Below are 18519 nucleotides of genomic sequence, written 5' to 3'. Positions count from 1 at the left end.
AATGAACAGGGGATCACATAGGATATGCCAGCTGCGGAACTCGACGCCATAGACATGAAAATCCTGACGTTGATGCAGAAAGACGCGTCACTGACCACGGCGGAACTGGCTGAAAAGGTGGGAATTTCCCAATCCCCCTGCTGGCGCCGCATCCAGCGCCTGCAGGGCGAGGGCTATATCAAGGGCCAAGTGGTCATCGTCGACCGGGAGAAACTGGGCTTCCACATGCAGATCTTCGCCCAGGTGAAGATGGCCCGGCTGTCGGACGAAGAACGCCAGACCTTTTTCCGGGGCGTGGAGAACATTCCAGAGATCCTTGAATGCTATACCGTATTCGGGGAGATGGACATCCTGATGAAGGTCGTGGCGCCGGACGTCAAATGGTATCAGCAGTTCATTTTCAGCAGCCTGATGAAGCTGCCCGGCGTGCAGGACATCCGCTCCATCGTGACCCTGTCGGAGGCCAAGCACACCACCGCCGTGCCGCTGAAACCACGCCAGTTCCAGTGAATAAATTTACCCGATGCGCCTGATCAGGGTTGGCGGGCGATGAAACGGCCGAGGTCGGCACTGAGGCGCACCCGCGCCTCGGCGTCGCGGTACATCATGTGGCCGCCGCCGTAGCAGTTCACCGACAGCCGGGCGGACAGGCCCGGCTCCAGCTTGGCCTTCAGAATCTCGTTGGCGGCGCAGCTGTTCAGGCTGTCGTACAGCCCGGCGGCGGCAAAGACGCGCAGCTTGCCGTCCATCTCCATGGCCCTGCGGATCCAGGGTTCCGCACCGGGCGGCCCCTCACCCGCGCGCGCGGCGGCGATGGCGGCGGCGATGGCGGCGGCGAAGGCGGCCGGTGAGGTATCCCCGGAATTGTAGTCCCACTGCTCGCCCACCGGCTTGGCCACCGGGTCGGTGTCCTTCTCCAGCCCCAGATAGGGCAGATCGGTGTGGTAGCCCAGGGTCTCGCGCAGGTAACGCACCATGACCGGGCCACCCGGCTCCGCCGCCTCCGCCTGTCCCGCCGTCGTGCTGATACGCATGTCGAAGGTATCCAGCCGACGGCCGGGCAGAAGATTGTTCAGGAACTGGCGGGACGAGACCACCAGGCTGGTCCTGTCAACCAGGGACGGGTCCACGCCCATATGGTGGGCCACATCCTGGACCAGGGCGGCCTTTTGCTGGGCGCTGAGATCGCCCAGATGGGCCAGGGCCGGGGCGTAAACCTGTTCCGCCCAGACGCGGGTGGCCTCAGCCGTGGCCGATGGGCTGGTTCCCGCCAAGCTGGCCGGCAACCGGCCGTGCACCTGGGCGGCGGCGGCACGGCCCGGCAGCTTCAGCGCGGTCACCAGTTCCTTGGGCAGCACCGGCCCCACGGGAATGCCGCCGGAGATGAGGACGACGCCCGCCACCGGCCGGCCGCGCTTCTCCAGTGCCTCCGCCACGCCGGCGGCGCGCCAGACGCCGAAGCTTTCACCGATCAGGTATACCGGTGTGCGGACATCGGCATGGCGCTGAGTCCAGGCCTGCACGAAGTCGGTGATGGAGGACTGGTCGCCCAGGGTGCTGTAAAAACGCGACCCATCCTGCGCCGTCGCCGGGCGGCTGAAGCCCGTGCCCACGGGATCGACGAACACTAGGTCGCTATCGGCCAGCAGGGTCTGGGCGTTGTCCACCAGGGCGCCGCCCTCCAGCCGCTTCGGGCCGAAGGCCTCGAAATGCAGCAACGTGGAATTGGCACCAGGCCCGCCGTTCCACAGGAAGGTGACCGGCCGCCCGCCTTGCCCGGGAACACGATAGGCGACGTAGAAGACGTGGCCCCGCACCACACCCTGCGCATCGGTCAGGTCCAGGGTCGCGGCCTCGGCCACGTAGCGCAGGGGCTTGCCCGCCAGGGTGATCCGCTGGGCGCTCCCCGGCGGGGGCGCCACCGCCAGGTCATGAGCCGCGCAGCCCGCCAAGGCCAGGGCCACCACACCGATGCCGTTCCGTACCGCCGCCCGCATGCCCCCGCACCCCTGTTGCCGCATTTCCCTCAGCGGTCCCGCCAGGCCCGCAGGCCGGCGTGCAGCCGGCTCAATCCCTGGTCCAGCGTCTCGGCATCACCGGCGTAGCCCAGACGGACATGGCCAGCGAGGCCGAAATATTCACCCGGCGCCACCAGCAGGTCGACCTGGTTCCACAAGTGCCGGGTCAGCGCCATGGTGTCCGCCACCCCGACGATGCGGGGGAAATAAAGGCAACCGGCCGCCGGCACGGCGCCCTCGATCAGGCCCTCGTCCCGCATAGCAGCGGCGTGGCGGTGCAGCACCGGCGTGGTGGCGGTCATGACCGCCTGCCAATGCCGGTCGAAGGTGTCGGCATTCTCCATCACATGGGCGGCCACGGCGTGCGACAGCTTGGACACGCCGACATCCCCCTCCGGCTGGCCGGCACGGATGCGGCCCAGCACCTCGGGTGCCGCCACCATCCAGCCGCACTTGAGCGCGAACAGCCCGAACACCTTGGTCAGGCTGGCCAGGCTGACGATGTTGGGCGCCAGCCTAGCCGCCAGCCCGGCCGAGGGGCGCCGGGCGAAATCGCCGTAGACTTCATCCACCACCAGCAGCGCGCCGACGGTGGCCGCCGCCTGCGCCACGGCCTTCAGGATGGCGTGGTCCAGGAACACGCCGGTGGGGTTGTGCGGATTGGTCAGGATGACCAGGCGGGTCTCGGGCGTCAGCTTGGCCGCCACCTGGGCCGGGTCGATGCCGAAATGCGGCGCTGGCCGATCCACCTCATCCACCACGGCGCCGGCCTCCCGCGCCAGGTTGGACAGCAGCTTGAAGCCCGGGTTCTCGATCAGCACGCGCTCAGCCGGCTTCACCAGGGCGCGCAGGATCAGTTGCAGGGCGCCGGTGACGCCGGTGACGGTCTGCAACCGCTCCGGCGTCTCGTCATAGCGCGCGCACAGCGCGTCGACCAGGAAGCGGTTGCCGTTGGCGAAGACACTGACGTAGCGGCTGCTGAACCGTGGCGCGCCGTCGTCATCCACGGTGACCAGCGACTTGGCCACCAGTCCCGCCAGCAGATCCGAAGGTTCGCTGATGGTGCTGTCGTACAGGGCGATGGCGTTGGGCCGGCCGGCGAGCGCGCGTACGGCCCCCCGCACCCAGTCGGAATATTGGGTGGCCGCGAAGAAGTCGCCGCCGGACGGGACGTTGGAGGCGGGACCGACGGATTGACCGGCAGATTTCAAGGCGTACTTCCTATTCGGGCGAGGCGTTCGGGCGTGGGGGGCCACCGAAGCCGGCGATGCCTAAATTCTATTCGACTTGACGGGTGCTTTTTTGCGTATGCCTGGGTCGGGGGCGGGGCGGCGGTCAGTTTATGCAGCATCCCGCCAGAGCCGCGCATAAGCTGACCGCGCCGGTTCTCGCCCTATCCGCAACTGGCCGGCGCATCCGGGCGGCGGGCCCATTGATAGGCCTCCACCGTCTCGCCACGCGGCAGATAGGTGATGGGAAAGACCTGGCCGTCGCGGCGTATCTGCAAAGTCAGCGTGGCCTGCTGGTTCCCCTGGATCATGTCCTGCGGGACGGGCTTCACGATCTCATCCCCATCGCGCAGGCCGGCGACCGCCGCGGTGGAGCCCGGGATCAGGCCATGCACGACGCGTTTGGCCTGGATCAGAACCTCCGGGTCGAAGCCCAGCTGATAGCGGCGCAAAGGGACGGTGGTGCGGGTGAAGCAGGGGCCGAAGGCGTCATCGTCCGGCAGGACCAGGGCGCCGTTCAGCATGGCGTCCAGTTCCACCTTGCCACGCGGACCCAGTTCCTGGGTGATGATCTCCACCCAGGCGGCGTGGTCCATGGGCCGGCCGTGGCGGCGGCGGTCCAGCATGGCCAGGACCAGGTCGTCCAGGGAGCGCTTGCCGTGGCTGGCCTTGCGCACCTCGCCATCCACCAGGGCGAAGTACAGGGCGCCCCGGTCGTAGGGCAGCACGCGGATGCGGGTATCGGCCCAGAAGCGGTCCGGGATGGCGCTGTTGGGCGTGCCGTTCAGGGCGTTGGTGTAGTAGCGGGCGGCAGTGGTGTTGAGATCCCTCAGGAACTCATCACCCGTGATCATGCCGGCGCGCAGCGGCAGGCGGTTCTGGTAATAGACCGCGATGCCCTCGCTGAACCAGGATAAGGCCAGGCCCTGCGGCCCGTCCCCCTTTGAAGCGTCCAGCGACCGCACGAAGGTGTGAACCATTTCGTGCGCCAGGGTGAACTTGAAGTCCTTCACGTCGGTCTTCTGGTCGAAGGTGCCGATGAAGGCGCCGTTCAGTTCCACGCCGCCGCCGGCGTTCACCAAGTTAGGCCGCAGGAAAACGCCGTAGGGCGGCGTACCCACCGCTTTGAAATAGCCCAGGTAATGGTGGTACAGCGATTCCGTCCACCGCATCAGTTCCGTGCCGTCGAAGGGCGGGCTGCCCTGCCAGGCGGAGAAGAAGCCTTGCTTGGGTGGAACCTCGGGATAGCGGTGGATGGCCCCGCCCATGACATAGGTGGCGCCCAGATCCTCCGCGCTCAACGGACCGCTGGAGGTCACGTCACCCGTGCCGAAGTTGGAAACGCCGGCGGCGCCAGGACCGGCCGCCGACAGGTCCCAACGCAGCGCCAGGCCATACTTGGCATCCACCTCCGGCAAGATCAAAAAGGTCTCGGCCGCGCCGGAAAAGCCGCCGCCGTCGGTGCGCAGTTCCAGCGGCGGGGCGGCACCGCGCGGGTTGGCCAGGGTCGTGATCGGGGCGCGGTAATGAACCGTCAGCGCGCCCTTGACCGTCCGCGCCGCCGTCCAGTGGCGGTAGGCCATGGCCGGCCTGTCGGCATCGTCCTTGGCCGTCAGCGCGACGGGACCGGCGACGTCGCTGGCCGTCAGGTCCGTCAGCGCGTCGGCGACACTCTTGACGTTGTTGGCCACCAGCGGCAGGCGCAGCAGCGGCGCGCCCGCCTCCACCGCCACGTCCGGGATCTCAACCGTGACGTCAACAAAAGGCACGATCCCTGTCCCATTGGGCCCTGCCCCCTCCGCCGCAGCCGGCTTCAGCGTCACGGCCAACTGGGGTGCTGAAGCCAAGGCCGCCGGTGCTGCGGACAGCGCCAGCAGGGCCGTCAAGCCACCCGTCTTGAAATACCGCATCGCCCGCGTCCCCGCCCGTTTCTACCGATCCCGGAAAACAGGGGGCCGACCCGGCGCTGCCGGACCGGCCCCGTCACTCACGCGTTCATCGAGGCTTGGTCATCAGAAGTCTTTGCTGATGGTCAGGCCGAAAGTGCGCGGCTGGATGATGGCCGCCGAGTAGACACCCGTGCGGGTGATGGTATCCAGCGGCTCGCCGGAGACGAAGGCGATCTCGTTGCCCAGGTTCTTGGCGTAAACTGACAGGTTCCAGTCGTCATGGGTGACGCCGGCGCGCAGGTCCACCGTGGTGTAGGACGGCATGAAGAAACGCTGGCCCGTGGACTTGGTTGGGAACACGCTGTAGCGGTCGCCGATATAGGACACGGTGGCGCCGACGAAGCCATTGAAGCCATCCGCGATGCGGAACTTCTGGTCGGCCGACAGGCTGCCGCTGAACTTGGCGGAGTACGGCAAGCGCTGGCCCTTCAGGCCGTACAGGCCGGAGGTCTTGATGTTTTCAGTCAGCGTCGCGTCGGTGTAGCCCAGATTGGCCACCACGCTCAGCCCTTCCGAAGGCGTCAGGGTCAGTGTCAGCTCGCCACCGCGCGACCGGGCCGTGCCGCCGTTCTGCACGTAGGAGAAGCCGGTGGGCGACGCCGCCTGCAGCTGGATGTCGTCCCATTCGATGTCGAACAGGGCAGCGTCCACCGTCAGCAGGCGATCGACCACGACACCCTTGAAGCCCACCTCGTAGTTGGTGGTGGTGTCGGAGTTGTAGGCGGCGGGCTCACCCGGGGCGGCGTTGGGGCCGCCGGGACGGAAGCCCGTGGACACGCGGCCATAGACCATCATGTCCTTGTTGATGTGGTACTGCGGCCCCAGCGAGTAGGTAAAGACGCTGGTGCCGGAATGGATGTCGGTGATCTCGTTGTCACCCTGCAGCACGCCGCCGACATCCTGGTAGCTTTCCTGGAACTGCCGGCTGAAGCGGCCGCCGAAGGTGAAGTCCAGCTTGTCGTCGAAGTGGTAGGTGGCGGAACCGAAGCCGGCATACTCCCGGTAATGCGACGGTCCGAAGACGGTGTAGAGGTCGGGGAAGCCGACGTTCTCGCCGTTGGCCTTGTTGGCGACGTAGACGTTCTGGCGGTTCAGGTTGTCCTCATTGGTGGCGAAACCGCCGACCATCCAGTCGATCATGCCGCCCGGCTGGGATTCCAGGCGGATTTCCTGGCTGAGCTTGTTCGTCTGGTAATAGTTGTAGATGCCGGTGCCCAGGCCCGGCAGGGCCGAAGGGGGAAGAAGAACCCCAGGTAACGGCCGAAGGTGCCGGTGGTGTCCTGCGGGCCGTTGAACACGGTGTGGCTGTAGGAGGTGACGGCCACCAGGTTGGCGAAGCCCAGGTCGGCCTTCAGGTTGCCGTTGTAGATGCCCATGTCGAGATAGCCGGTGTTCAGGCCGGCGATGGGCGCCTGGGTGTAGTCGCCATAGGTGGGCACGCGATCCACCGAGACGTACTCGTTGGCCGAGCCGCCGGCCGTCATGTGCTGGTAGGTGGCGGACGCCTGATAGCTGACGCTGGGCGTGATCTGCCACAGCAGGCTGGCACGGCCGCCTTCCGTGCGGTTGACGTTGATTTCCGTCTGGCCGCTGTTGGCGTTGGTCATGTAGCCCGGGTCCATGCGGGCGAAGGCGCTGACCCGCAGGCCCAGCTTGTCCTCGACGATGGGCACGTTGATGTAGGCGCGGCCGCCGCCGCCCTCGCCGCCGTGGGCGACGCTGGAACCGGACACGGCCACCTGGCCGAAGGTCTCGGTCAGGCTGGGCGCCGCCGTCACGTAGCGGATCAGGCCACCCATGGAGCTGGCGCCGTACAGGCTGCCCTGGGGCCCGCGCAGCACTTCGATCTGCTGCAGACTGGACGGATCGATTTCCGGCACCACCGCGTCACCCAGGCCGCCGCTGGTGGCGGAGCCGATGGGAACGTCGTCGATGGTCAGGCCCACGGTGGGGTTGTTGCCGGCGCCGGTGGTGATGCCGCGGATGGCGATGGTGGTCCGGCCGTTGCCGCTGGACGTGACGTTCAGGCCCGGCACCTGGGTGTAGAAGTCGCGCAGCTGGGTGTTGTTGGCCTGCAGCAGCGACTGGCTGGAAACGACGGCGATGGAGGCCGGCACGTCCATCAGGCGCTCGGTCTTCTTCTGCGCCGTGACGACGATCTCTTGCAGCGCATCCAGGCTGTCATCAGCCGCCGCGCCGTCGGCGAAGCTGGGCAGCGACCAGAACGAGAAAGTCGTAAGAATAGTTGTGGCGAGTAACGCCCGGATTTGACGCGTGCCCTTCATGTTACTACCCCCTGCTCTTATGAGCGCCCCGCCGCTACCAATCATTGTGGAATTTTGTTATTGGGCGAGGTCGAAAAAGATAATTTATGATACCTCCGAGCCCAGGCTTTTCTTTCCAAATTGCGGACCCCGAACCGGGCAGGGAGAAAATTTTATTCCCTGTCGGCGGACCGCCGAAATTTTCTGCCGGGACGGCCCGCCCGATGCGGCAGACGGGCCGCCTCGCGAGGGAAAAGTGAAACCGGGTACCCCATCGCCAGCAAAGTCGGCATTGCCAATGCTGGCAAAGAACGGATTAAGGAATAGATTTCCTCCAGAAGGCGATGGGTTGCCTGTCGATCCGGTCGCCTTCAACCGGCGACCGCAGGCGGCCCCGCCCCGGCATTGGCAATGCCGGCATAGGCCCCGGCCCCGCATAAGCCATGCCGATTTTGGCAAAAACGAACGCCCGCAGGCATGACCCCGCGGGCGTCGGCTTTTAAGAAGGATGGTGGTGCCGGTCAGGGCGCGCGACTGACGAAGGCACGGATGTCGGCGCCGAACTTGCGGGCGGCGCCCTCGTCCGTGTAGGCCATGTGCCCGCCCTCGTAGAAGGTCAGATGCACGCGGTCCTCGGGCCAGCCGCCTTGGCGGGCCAGCAGTTCCGCCGCCCCCACGGTGGTCTGGGTGTCGTAGTAGCCGTTGCCGATCAGCAGCCGGAACCTGGGATTGGCCTTCATGGCCTTCAGCAGGCGGTCGCTGTAGGCCCAGGTGGCGAAAGGCGAGGCGAAGCCCCACCCCCAGTCGTCCAGGCCGCCCACCTCCGCCATCTCCACATAGGGCTCCGCCCGGTCGATCTTCAGGTCGTTGTGGATGTAATCCTTGAACAGGCGGGAGAACGGCGGCATCACGGCGGCGCCGAAGGGGTCGGGGCCGATGCCCTTGTCCGTGATGGGGGCGGTGTAGCGCGCGTCGGCGCGGCCCAGCAACAGGCCCTGTTCCTTCAGCAATTCGCCCCGGTACTGTTCCTTGCTGATGCGCAGGGCGTGCTCGCTATAGTAGGCGGCCGGGATGCCCGTCAGTTCCCGCAGTCGCTGGGCCACGCGGTCGCGATCCGCCGCCGGCAGCGCGCCGCCCTGGTACAAGGCGGGCATGTAGTCGCTCTGGGCGTAGCGCCGCGCCTCCTCTACGAAGGCTTCCAGCGACAGGCCGCGGCGGTCCACCTTTTGGTGATACCAGGCGATGGCCGCCAGGGTGGGCAGCGACACCACATAGCTCATGATGTTCTGCGGCCGCTGGACATATTCGATGATGTTGATGGCCTGGCCCATTAGCAGCACGCCGTCCAGCAGGATGGGCTTGGGCAACTCGGCCAACTGGCCCGCGACCTCGGCCGCGCGCATGGTGCCGTAGCTTTCGCCCAGCAAGTAGACGGGGGAGCCCTCGCGGTGATGCTGCGTCAGCCAGGCCTGGATAAAGGCGGTGACCTCCTGCCCGTCCGCCTTCACCGAGAAATAGCTCTTGGGATCGACACCCTCGGCCACGCGGCTGAAGCCGGTGGAGGCCGGGTCGATGAACACCAGGTCTGTGGCGTCCAGCGGCGAATAGGGGTTGTCCACCAGCGTGAAGGTGCCGGGATCGGCCGTCAGGTCATCCGGCACGGCCACGCGCTTTGGCCCCATGACCCCCAGGTGCAGCCAGAGGGAGGCGGTGATCGGCCCGCCGTTGAAGACGAAGGTCACCGGCCGCTTGGCCGCGTCCCGGGTATCGGCGGTGTAGGCGAAGCTGACGAGATGGGCGCCCGGCTTGCCGGCGGCGTCGTTGACGTCGGTGCCTTCCACCGTCGCGGTGTAGGCCAGCTTGTGGCCGTTCAGCGTGGCGGTGTGGTGGGTCACGATCGGCGCTTCGGCAGCCCGTGCGGTCACTGCGGCCGGCATGGCCGTGGCCAGCATCATCGCGGCCACCAGCCCCCCCAATTTACGTCCGGTGGTTTTCCCGGTCATCGTCGTTCCCCTGTCGCAGGCGCCCTGTCTCAGGGGAAATAATACCGGCTGGCAGCGGAATGTTTTTGCGTTATCCCGCCCACCGGGCGGGTGCCGGCAAATTTTATGCGGGGACTGGCCGTCAAGGGGTGGCCTTGGCCGTGGCGTGGCGTGCCTGATAGGCTTGCAGGGCTTCCTGGTACGCCGGAGATTGCTGCACGGCCGGCAGGGTGCGTAACTTCTTTTTCTGCTTCAGCACAAAGGTTTCCGCCGTCAGGCTGGCATGCTCCCCACAGAACTTGGCGCAGGCGCCGGTGGGATCGCTGAAGCCCACCTCATCCCCGCTAAGGGTCATGGTCAGCAGGCACCGCTGTGTGGGCGCCGGATCCTGGAAGACGAAGCTGCCGATCTTTTTGTATTCCGCGATGCCGGTCAGGGTGCAACTCTGCCCGTTATGGAAGGACAGGCGCATGTCCAGGTAGGCGGCACCATCCGCCACCGGCGTGACCTGCAGCACGTCCTCCGCCCCGTGCGCGCCGTCGGCGGTCTTGACCGGGTGCCGATAAACCCCGGCGATGCGGGCCAGCAGGGCCTTGGCATCAGCCTTGCTGCCATCGGGGGCGTAGGCCATGGCGCGCTTGGCTGATTCCGCCTGCACCGCCTTGATCTTTATCCGGTATTCCCGGTCCAGGCAGGCGCGGGCGTCCAGCGTGGCGTCACAGCGTCGGAACATCGCCTCATCCACCGTCCAGGCACGGCCCAGGCGGACATAGGGCACGTCCTGCACGCTGTCCACCAGTTGGCGCAGCCCGGGGTCGGTGCACAAGGCCTGGACAGAGGCGGAGGTGGGCGCCTGGCAGTCCGCCGGCGTGAGACCGGGCACGGGCGCCTCCGCAGCAACCGCCCCGCCGCTTCCCAGCACAGCCGCCAAAAAAATGATGATCGCCCGCTTGCCCATGACGCCCCCAATGCCTCATGCTTACCCGGGTGAACTGTGCCCAAGGGTAACGGTGGGCGCAAGGGATCGCCTGGGCACCCACCGTTTTGCGCTCTACCCACCGCGCACCAGGACGTGGCGCTTGCGCCCCGCCGTCAAGCGCACCGGCAGGGCCCGCGCCACGATGCGGGCGTCCAACTCTGCCACCACCACCCCATCGACCCGCACGCCGCCCCCGGCGATCAGGCGCCGCGCCTCCCCTTTCGAGGCCGCCAGGCCGCCGCGCACCAGCAGGTCGATCAACAAGGCGCCGTCCGGCACCTCGTCTCCCGTCAGCGCCACCGCCGGCAGGCCTTCGGCGTTGGCGCCGGTGAAAGCCCGGCGGGCGGTCTCATTGGCGGCCTGGGCGGTCTCTGGCCCGTGGGCCAGGGCGGTCGCGGCGTTGGCCAGCACCTCCTTGGCCTGGTTGATCTCCGCCCCCGGCAGCGCCTCCAACTCCGCGATGCGCTCCAGCGGCAGATCGGTGAACAGGCGCAGGAAGCGGCCGACGTCGGCATCCTCCGTGTTGCGCCAGAACTGCCAGTAGTCGTAGGGCGGCAGCCGGTCGGCGTTCAGCCAGACGGCACCACCTGCGGTCTTGCCCATCTTGGCACCGGACGCGGTGGTCAGCAGCGGGGTGGTCAGGCCGAAGACCTCCCGCCCCTCAAGCCGGCGCACCAGGTCGATGCCGTTGACGATATTGCCCCATTGGTCCGACCCGCCCATCTGCGCCAGGCAGCCGGCGCGGCGGTGCAGTTCCAGGAAATCGAAGGCCTGGAGGATCATGTAGTTGAATTCCAGGAAGCTCATGGGGTCCTGCCGCTCCAGCCGCGCCTTCACGCTGTCGAAGGACAGCATGCGGTTGACGGAGAAATGGCGGCCGATGTCGCGCAACAGGTCGATGTAACCCAGGCGGTCCAGCCAGTCGGCGTTGTTGACCATGACGGCATCGATGGGCCCCGACCCGAAGGTCAGGAAACGTTCGAAAACCCGGCGGATGCCTTGGATGTTGGCGGCGATCTGGTCATCGCTCAGCAGCGGGCGCTCGGTGGCGCGGAAGCTGGGATCGCCCACCCGGGTGGTGCCGCCGCCGATCAGCACGATGGGCTTGTGCCCCGCCCGTTGCAGGCGACGCAGGGTCATGATGGGCAACAGGTGGCCGACGTGCAGGCTGTCGGCCGTGGCGTCGAAGCCGATGTAAACTGGCACCACGCCGGCGGCGAAGGCCGCGTCCAGCCCCTCCAGGTTGGTGCACTGGTGGATGAAGCCGCGCGCCCGCAACACCTGCAGGGCGGCGGAACGGACGTCATGTCGGGGAAGATCCAAGGTATCCATGAAGCGGTGTTCCTAAGGTGGGACCGCCACCAAGAAGGAGACCGCTTTTGGGAAACGATTGCCGCCTTGGCGGCGGCATCGTTTCAACAAGGTCGAACAACGCCGCTCCTATGAGGAGGGCGCGTAATACGTGCAGCAGAGGGGCAGCGTCGTGACCATGGGCGGATGGTGATCATCCCGCCTCCATCCTGTCAAGCCGCGATGACGCGTGGCCTCATATTTAACAGAATTTTATAGCTAATTATGCGGATTGACTCTCAACATATCGTTAATTTAGCCTCAACACAGATCGTAAAATAATGCTCATTGACCGTTAAATAGCATATCACGAAGTGTGGATTTGCCGGAGACCATGATGGGTAAAACCTTTTCCGTCCTTTGCCGCCTGGCCCTGGCCGCAGCCCTGAGCTTGGGTATCAGCGCTGCCCACGCGGCGGAAAAGCCGGTGCGCATCGGCTATCAGAAATACGGCACGCTGCTGCTGCTGAAGGAAAGCGGCAAGCTGGACGAGCAGCTGAAAGCCCAAGGCATCGCCGTGGAATGGCGTGAATTCCCCGGCGGCCCGCAGTTGCTGGAGGCGTTGAACGTCGGCGCGCTGGACTTCGGCACCACGGGTGAGGCACCGCCCATCTTCGCACAGGCCGCCGGCGCCCCCCTGGTCTATGTCGGCGTGGAACCGGCGGCGCCCAAGGGCGAGGCCATCCTGGTACCCAAGGACAGTCCGCTGAAAAGCGTGGCCGACCTGAAGGGCAAGAAGGTGGCGCTCAACAAGGGCTCCAACGTCCATTACCTGTTGGTGAAGGCGCTGGAGGACGCGGGCCTGAAATACAGCGATATCCAGCCGACCTACCTGGCCCCGGCCGACGCCCGCGCCGCGTTCGAGCAGGGCAGCGTGGACGCCTGGGTCATCTGGGACCCCTATTACGCCGCCGCGGCGGCCGCGACGCAGGCGCGGGTGTTGGTGGACGGCGTGCGCCCCGACGGCAGCAACCTGGTGTCCAACCACCAGTTCTACCTGGCCGAACGCGGCTTCAACGAGGCGCGGCCCCAGGTGGTGCAGGCCATCCTGGCAGCGCTGAGGGATGTCGATGCCGCCTCGCGCGGCGATCAGAAGGGCGTGGCCCAGCGCCTCAGCCCGCAGGTGGGCATCCCGGCACCGGTGCTGGAAACGGCCCTGGCCCGCATGGGCTACGGCGTGCAGCCCATCACGCCCGATGTCGTGGCCGCCCAGCAGAAGATCGCCGACACCTTCCACCAGCTGGGGCTGATCCCCAAGCCCATCACCGTCTCCGACGCCATTCCTGGATCGAAGTCATGAGCGACACCACCCTTCCCCCCGCCGAACCCGTGACCGAAGCGAACGTCTTCTGGTTCATCCCCACCCATGGCGATGGCCGTTACCTGGGTACCACCCACGGCGCCCGCGCCGTCAGCTTCGATTACCTGAAGCAGATCGCGCAGGCCGCCGACAGCCTGGGCTATTACGGCGTGCTGCTGCCCACCGGCCGCAGTTGCGAGGACAGCTGGGTCATCGCCTCGGCCTTGGCGCCGCTGACGGAGCGCTTGCGCTATCTGGTGGCGGTACGGCCCGGCTTGCAGTCGCCCACCGTCTCGGCCCGCATGGCGGCGACCCTGGACCGGGTGTCCAACGGCCGGCTGCTGATCAATGTCGTCACCGGCGGCGACCCGGTGGAGAACGCCGGCGACGGCATCTTCCTGTCGCATACCGAGCGCTATGAGGTGACGCGGGAATTCCTGTCGGTCTGGACCCGCCTGATCGCCGGCGAGACGGTGCATTATGAAGGCAAGCACATCCGCATCGAGGATGGGCGGCTGTTCTTCCCTTCCCTGCAACGGCCCTACCCGCCCCTGTATTTCGGCGGATCATCGACCGCCGGCATCGACGTGGCGGCGGAGACGGTCGACAAATACCTGACCTGGGGCGAACCGCCGGCGCAAGTGGCGGAGAAGGTGGCCGTCGTCCGTGCCGCCGCCGCCGCGAAAGGCCGCAAGGTGACCTTCGGCATCCGCCTGCACGTCATCGTGCGCGAAACCAACGAGGCCGCCTGGCGTGCCGCCGATGAGCTGATCCAGCACGTGGACGACGCCACCATCGCCCAGGCGCAGAAGACCTTCGCCCGCATGGACAGCGTGGGCCAGGCCCGCATGCAGGCGCTGCACGGTGGCCGGCGCGACCAGCTGGAGGTCAGCCCCAACCTGTGGGCCGGCGTGGGTCTGGTGCGGGGCGGTGCCGGCACCGCCTTGGTGGGCGATCCGGAAACGGTGGCCCAGCGCATGAAGGAATACATGGCCGTCGGCATCGACAGCTTCATCCTGTCCGGCTATCCGCACCTGGAGGAAGCCTACCGCTTCGCCGAGCTGGTCTTCCCCCTGCTGCCGCTGGCCCCCGGCAACGGCCGGGACAAGGGCGAGGCCACCAACCACGGCCCCTTCGGCGAGCGCATCGCCAACACGCTGCCCCCCGCGCCCAAGGAAACCGTGGCCCTGCGTCAGGCGTCGGCATCATGACCAGGGCCACGGCCTTGCGCCGGGGGCTGGTCCCCTGGCTGCTGCCCATCGCCCTGCTGGCGGCATGGGAAGCGGCGGCCAAGGCCGGATGGCTGTCGGCCCGCGTGCTGCCGGCGCCCAGCGACATCGCCGTCGCCTTCTGGACCACGCTGAAGGACGGCAGCCTGCCCCACCATGTCGGTATCAGCGCGGAGCGCGCCGTGCTGGGCCTGGTCATCGGCGGCGGCCTGGGCTTCGCCCTGGGCCTGATCAACGGCGCCCTGCCCCTGGCCGAGGACATTCTGGACAGCAGCCTGCAGATGCTGCGCAACGTGCCGCACCTGGCCATCATCCCCATGGTCATCCTGTGGTTCGGCATCGGGGAGGAGGCCAAGGTCTTCCTGGTGGCCGTGGGCGTGCTGTTCCCCATGTACCTGAACACCTTCCACGGCATCCGGTCGGTGGACCGGGGCCTGGTGGAGATGGGGCGCGTCTATGGCCTGGGGCCCGTGGCCCTGTACCTGCGCGTCATCCTGCCGGGCGCCCTGCCCGCCATCCTGGTGGGCCTGCGCTACGCCCTGGGCATCATGTGGCTGACCCTGATCGTGGCGGAGACCATCTCCGCCTCCTCCGGCATCGGCTACATGACCATGAACGCGCGGGAGTTCCTGCAGACCGACATGGTGCTGCTGGGCATCATCGTCTACGCCCTGCTGGGCAAGCTGGCCGACATCGCGTCGCGCTGGCTGGAGCGCAGGGCGCTGGAGTGGAACCCGTCCTTCCATACCGGGCTGGAGGCGGCATGATGGTCCCCCTACGCGCCGTACCCTCGCCCGAAGCCCACGACGACACCCCCGTTGCCGGCAAGGGCCTGGAGCTGGCCTTCGACGGCGTCACCAAGGCCTTCGGCGACGTGGGCGTGCTGCGGGGCCTTGACCTGACCATCCCGGCCGGGCAGTTCGTGGCCGTCGTTGGCCGCTCAGGCGGCGGCAAGACCACGCTGATGCGCCTGATCGCCGGGCTGGACAGCCCGACCACAGGCGCCATCCGCATCGACGGCACGGCCCGCCGGGGCCTGCAGCCGGACGTGCGCCTGCTGTTCCAGGACGCCCGCCTGCTGCCCTGGCAGCGGGTGCTGAGCAATGTCGGCATCGCCCGTGGCCCCGGCTGGAAGGCGCGCGCCCAGGCCTTGCTGGCCGAGGTCGGGTTGGCCGACCGCGCCGGCGACTGGCCCTATGTCCTCTCCGGCGGGCAGAAGCAGCGTGTGGCCCTGGCCCGCGCCCTGGTGACAGAGCCCGGCATCTTGCTGCTGGATGAACCCTTCGGCGCCTTGGACGCCCTGACCCGGGCCGACATGCACCGCCTGCTGACCCGGGTTTGGCGCCAGCACGGCTTCACCGCCATCCTCATCACTCACGACGTGGCCGAAGCCGTGGCCCTGGCCGACCGCGTGCTGGTGCTGCGCGACGGCGTCGTCGCCGACGACGTGGCCATCGACATCCCCCGCAGCGCCCGTGCCGCCGGCACCCCCCGCCTGGCGGAGCTGGAGCGCCGCATCCTGAACGCCGTCTAGAAGCCGAAAGTCAAAAGAAGGAAAGCGCCCCCATGACGACGAACACCTTCACGCCCTCCCGCCGCGCCCTGCTGGCCGGGGGCCTGGCCGTGGCGGCCGCCCCGCTGCTATGCCCGACCCGCGCGTTCGCCAAGACCACCGAATTGCGCCTGGACTACGCCACCTACAGCCCCGTCAGCTTGCTGCTGAAGGACAAGGGCTGGCTGGAGGAGGATCTGAAGGCGGATGGCGTCAGCGTCCGCTGGGTGCAGTCGCTAGGCAGCAACAAGGCGCTGGAGTTCCTGAACGCCGGCAGCCTGGACTTCGGGTCCACCGCCAGCGCCGCGGCCCTGCTGGGCCGCATCGGCGGCAACCCCATCCACTCCGTCTACGTCTATTCCAAGCCGGAATGGACGGCCCTGGTGGTGCCGGCGGACAGCCCGGCCAAGGCCATCGCCGACCTGAAGGGCAAACGCATCGCCGTCACGCGGGGAACCGACCCGCACATCTTCCTGGTGCGCGCCTTGGCGGGCGCCGGCCTCACCCAGGACGATGTCAAGCTGGTGCTGCTGCAACATCCGGATGGCAAGCAGGCGCTGTTGCGCGGCGACGTCGACGCCTGGGCCGGCCTGGATCCGCTGATGGCGGCGGCGGAGATCGAGAACGGCGCCCGCCTGCTGTACCGCAACCCGGCCTTCAACAGCTGGGGCGCCCTGAACGTGCGCGAGGAATTCGCGGCCCAGAACCCGGCCCTGGTGCAGAAGGTGCTGGCGGCCTATGAGAAGGCGCGCACCTTCGCCCAGGCCCATCCCGACGCCCTGGCCGCCAGCCTGATCGCCCAGACCAAGCTGCCGGACGCGGTGGTGGCCAGGCAGCTACAACGCACCGACCTCAGCCAGGGTCATCTGAAGCCGGCGCAGGCCGACAGCGTGGTGGCCTCCGGCCTTGCCATGCAGCAGGTGGGCCTGATCGAGGCCGGGGTGGACGTGCGCAAGATAACGGCCGAGCTGGTCGACAGCCGCTACGCCGTGGGCTGACACCATGAGTGTCGAGGCGACGGCGGGGTTGGAGAACGGCACGTTGGCCATCGCCGCCGCTGGCCCCCGCCCCTGGCGCGTGCCGTTGCCGGACTGGCGCCCCCTGCTGCTGGGCCTGGCCTTGCCGTTGCTGGCGGCCCTGGCATGGGAGGCGACGGTGCGGTCGGGCCTGGCCACCGGCCGCCTGGTGCCGCCGCCCAGCCGCGTGGCCGTCGCGCTGTGGAAACTGGCCCGGTCGGGGGAGCTGTGGCCCCATGTCGGCGCCACGGCGGCGCGCGTGGGCGCGGGCTTCGTCCTGGGTGGTGCCGCCGGCATCCTGTCCGGCCTGGCCGCCAGCTATTCCCCCTTGTTCCGCCGTCTGGTGGATCCGGCGCTGCAAGGCCTGCGGGCCATCCCGTCCCTGGCCTGGGTGCCCTTGTTCCTGCTGTGGCTGGGCATCTTCGAGACGTCCAAGATCGCGCTGATCGCCGTGGGCGTGTTCTTCCCGGTCTATCTGGGCGTCATGGGCGCCGTGCTGGGCGTGGACCGCAAGATCGTGGAGGTGGGGCGTATCTACCGCCTGTCCGGCCTGCAGCTCGCCCGCCGCATCCTGCTGCCCGCCATCCTGCCGGCCCTGGTGGTGGCCCTGCGCACCGGCCTGGGCCTGGGCTGGATGTTCGTGGTGGCGGCCGAATACATGGGCGCGTCGGAGGGCATCGGCTATCTGCTGGTGGACGGCCAGCAGCTGGGCAAGCCCGACCAGATCATCGCCGCCATCCTGGTCTTCGCCCTGCTGGGCAAAGCGGCGGACGCGGGCATTGTGGCCCTGGCCGCCCCGGCCCTGCGCTGGCAGGACGCCTATGAGGGGGGCCGGTGATGCCCGGGAGACACTGATGAGCGTGGCGCTGCAAATCTCAGGGCTCGCCAAGACCTACCCCAACGGCCTGAGGGCCTTGGGCGGCGTCGACCTCGGCGTGCCGGCGGGCGAGATCCTGGCCATCGTCGGCGGCTCGGGCTGCGGCAAGAGCACGCTGCTGCGCCTGATCGCGGGGCTGGAGACGCCCAGCGCCGGATCGGTGCGGGTGGGTGGCGACCTGGTCGGCGGCCCCCACCCGGCTGTGGGCCTGGTGTTCCAGGAACCCCGCCTGCTGCCTTGGCTGACCGTCGCCGACAATGTGGGCTTCGGCCTGGCGGCCCTGCCCGCCGGCGAACGGGCCGTGCGCGTGGCGACGGCCCTGGAACGGGTGGGCCTGACCGCCCATGCCCAAGCCTGGCCGCGCGAGCTGTCGGGCGGCCAGGCGCAGCGCGCGGCGCTGGCCCGCGCCCTGGTCACCCGGCCTCAGGTGCTGCTGCTGGACGAACCGTTCTCCGCCCTGGACGCCCTGACCCGCACGGCCCTGCAGGACCATCTGCTGGAGCTATGGGCGTTTGAGCGGCCCACCCTGGTGCTGGTGACCCACGACATCGAGGAGGCGCTGGTGCTGGCCGACCGGGTGGTGACCCTGCGCCCCCGCCCCGGCCGCGTCGACAACGTCCAGGCCGTGGCCATGTCCCGTCCCCGCGACCGGGACGCCCACAATTTTGAAGTTCATAAAAGGCAACTACGTGCCGCCTTGAACCAATCGCTGGCCCCTGACACTCTGGCACCCGACAGCCTGACCGCCGCCGCCCTGTAGCCGGGTATCGCCGT

16 protein-coding genes are annotated in these 18519 nt (G+C 67.9%); 8 read left to right on the top strand and 8 right to left on the bottom strand.

What is annotated here, in order from left to right; all coding sequences use genetic code 11:
- The first annotated feature begins 24 nt into the window (after positions 1-24).
- On the top strand, positions 25-510 hold the full coding sequence (locus UAA55_RS06015) for an Lrp/AsnC family transcriptional regulator (protein WP_088874737.1): 486 nt from the start codon (positions 25-27) through the stop codon (positions 508-510).
- 23 nt (positions 511-533) lie between these two features.
- On the opposite strand, the gene UAA55_RS06010 is transcribed toward UAA55_RS06015, so the two are convergent.
- The 8 genes from UAA55_RS06010 to tyrS form a co-directional block, all read right to left on the bottom strand.
- The gene (locus UAA55_RS06010; RefSeq protein WP_322951739.1) at positions 534-1997 is read right to left on the bottom strand and encodes a S10 family serine carboxypeptidase-like protein; all 1464 of its coding nucleotides are present in this window, start codon (positions 1995-1997) and stop codon (positions 534-536) included.
- A gap of 29 nt (positions 1998-2026) precedes the next feature.
- Positions 2027-3229 carry a pyridoxal phosphate-dependent aminotransferase gene (locus UAA55_RS06005; protein ID WP_322951738.1) on the bottom strand — a complete coding sequence of 401 codons (1203 nt, stop codon included), beginning with the start codon at positions 3227-3229 and terminating at the stop codon, positions 2027-2029.
- 182 nt (positions 3230-3411) lie between these two features.
- Positions 3412-5157 carry a M61 family metallopeptidase gene (locus UAA55_RS06000; RefSeq protein ID WP_322951737.1) on the bottom strand — a complete coding sequence of 582 codons (1746 nt, stop codon included), beginning with the start codon at positions 5155-5157 and terminating at the stop codon, positions 3412-3414.
- A 102-nt stretch (positions 5158-5259) separates the two neighbouring features.
- Entirely contained in the window at positions 5260-6336 is a 1077-nt protein-coding gene (locus UAA55_RS05995) for a TonB-dependent receptor domain-containing protein (RefSeq protein ID WP_322951736.1), read from the bottom strand.
- Positions 6333-7481 (bottom strand): TonB-dependent receptor, encoded by a 1149-nt coding sequence (locus UAA55_RS05990; RefSeq protein WP_322951735.1) that lies wholly within the window; start codon positions 7479-7481, stop codon positions 6333-6335. Before UAA55_RS05990 ends, UAA55_RS05995 begins: the two co-directional genes overlap by 4 nt.
- Positions 7482-7981: 500 nt before the next feature.
- Entirely contained in the window at positions 7982-9463 is a 1482-nt protein-coding gene (locus tag UAA55_RS05985; RefSeq protein WP_322951734.1) for a S10 family peptidase, read from the bottom strand.
- Between the two features lie 121 nt (positions 9464-9584).
- A complete protein-coding gene (locus UAA55_RS05980) occupies positions 9585-10325 on the bottom strand; it encodes a hypothetical protein (protein WP_322951733.1) in 741 nt (246 codons plus the stop codon).
- A gap of 168 nt (positions 10326-10493) precedes the next feature.
- Positions 10494-11753, bottom strand: a complete 1260-nt coding sequence (gene tyrS / locus UAA55_RS05975) for a tyrosine--tRNA ligase (protein WP_322951732.1) — start codon at positions 11751-11753, stop codon at positions 10494-10496.
- A gap of 352 nt (positions 11754-12105) precedes the next feature.
- On the opposite strand from tyrS, the gene UAA55_RS05970 reads away from it, so the two are divergent.
- The 7 genes from UAA55_RS05970 to UAA55_RS05940 are packed head-to-tail and all read left to right on the top strand — an operon-like array spanning position 12106 to position 18505.
- Positions 12106-13071, top strand: coding sequence for a sulfonate ABC transporter substrate-binding protein (locus UAA55_RS05970; protein WP_322951731.1), 966 nt, complete (start codon positions 12106-12108; stop codon positions 13069-13071).
- Positions 13068-14282, top strand: a complete 1215-nt coding sequence (ssuD, locus tag UAA55_RS05965; protein ID WP_322951730.1) for an FMNH2-dependent alkanesulfonate monooxygenase — start codon at positions 13068-13070, stop codon at positions 14280-14282. The genes UAA55_RS05970 and ssuD overlap by 4 nt, the downstream gene beginning before the upstream one ends.
- Entirely contained in the window at positions 14279-15067 is a 789-nt protein-coding gene (gene ssuC / locus UAA55_RS05960; protein ID WP_322951728.1) for an aliphatic sulfonate ABC transporter permease SsuC, read from the top strand. The genes ssuD and ssuC overlap by 4 nt, the downstream gene beginning before the upstream one ends.
- Entirely contained in the window at positions 15064-15834 is a 771-nt protein-coding gene (locus tag UAA55_RS05955) for an ATP-binding cassette domain-containing protein (protein ID WP_322951727.1), read from the top strand. The genes ssuC and UAA55_RS05955 overlap by 4 nt, the downstream gene beginning before the upstream one ends.
- Positions 15835-15866: 32 nt before the next feature.
- Positions 15867-16850 (top strand): aliphatic sulfonate ABC transporter substrate-binding protein, encoded by a 984-nt coding sequence (locus tag UAA55_RS05950; protein ID WP_322951726.1) that lies wholly within the window; start codon positions 15867-15869, stop codon positions 16848-16850.
- A 4-nt stretch (positions 16851-16854) separates the two neighbouring features.
- Positions 16855-17706 carry an ABC transporter permease gene (locus UAA55_RS05945; protein ID WP_322951725.1) on the top strand — a complete coding sequence of 284 codons (852 nt, stop codon included), beginning with the start codon at positions 16855-16857 and terminating at the stop codon, positions 17704-17706.
- Between the two features lie 16 nt (positions 17707-17722).
- Positions 17723-18505 (top strand): ABC transporter ATP-binding protein, encoded by a 783-nt coding sequence (locus tag UAA55_RS05940; RefSeq protein WP_322951724.1) that lies wholly within the window; start codon positions 17723-17725, stop codon positions 18503-18505.
- Positions 18506-18519: the final 14 nt, after the last annotated feature.

Origin of the sequence: Nitrospirillum guanabarense (assembly GCF_034653355.1) — a bacterium.
Classification (GTDB): Bacteria; Pseudomonadota; Alphaproteobacteria; order Azospirillales; family Azospirillaceae; genus Nitrospirillum.
The sequence above is the reverse complement of the archived record's forward strand: the minus strand, read 5'-3'. Positions and strand labels throughout refer to the sequence as shown.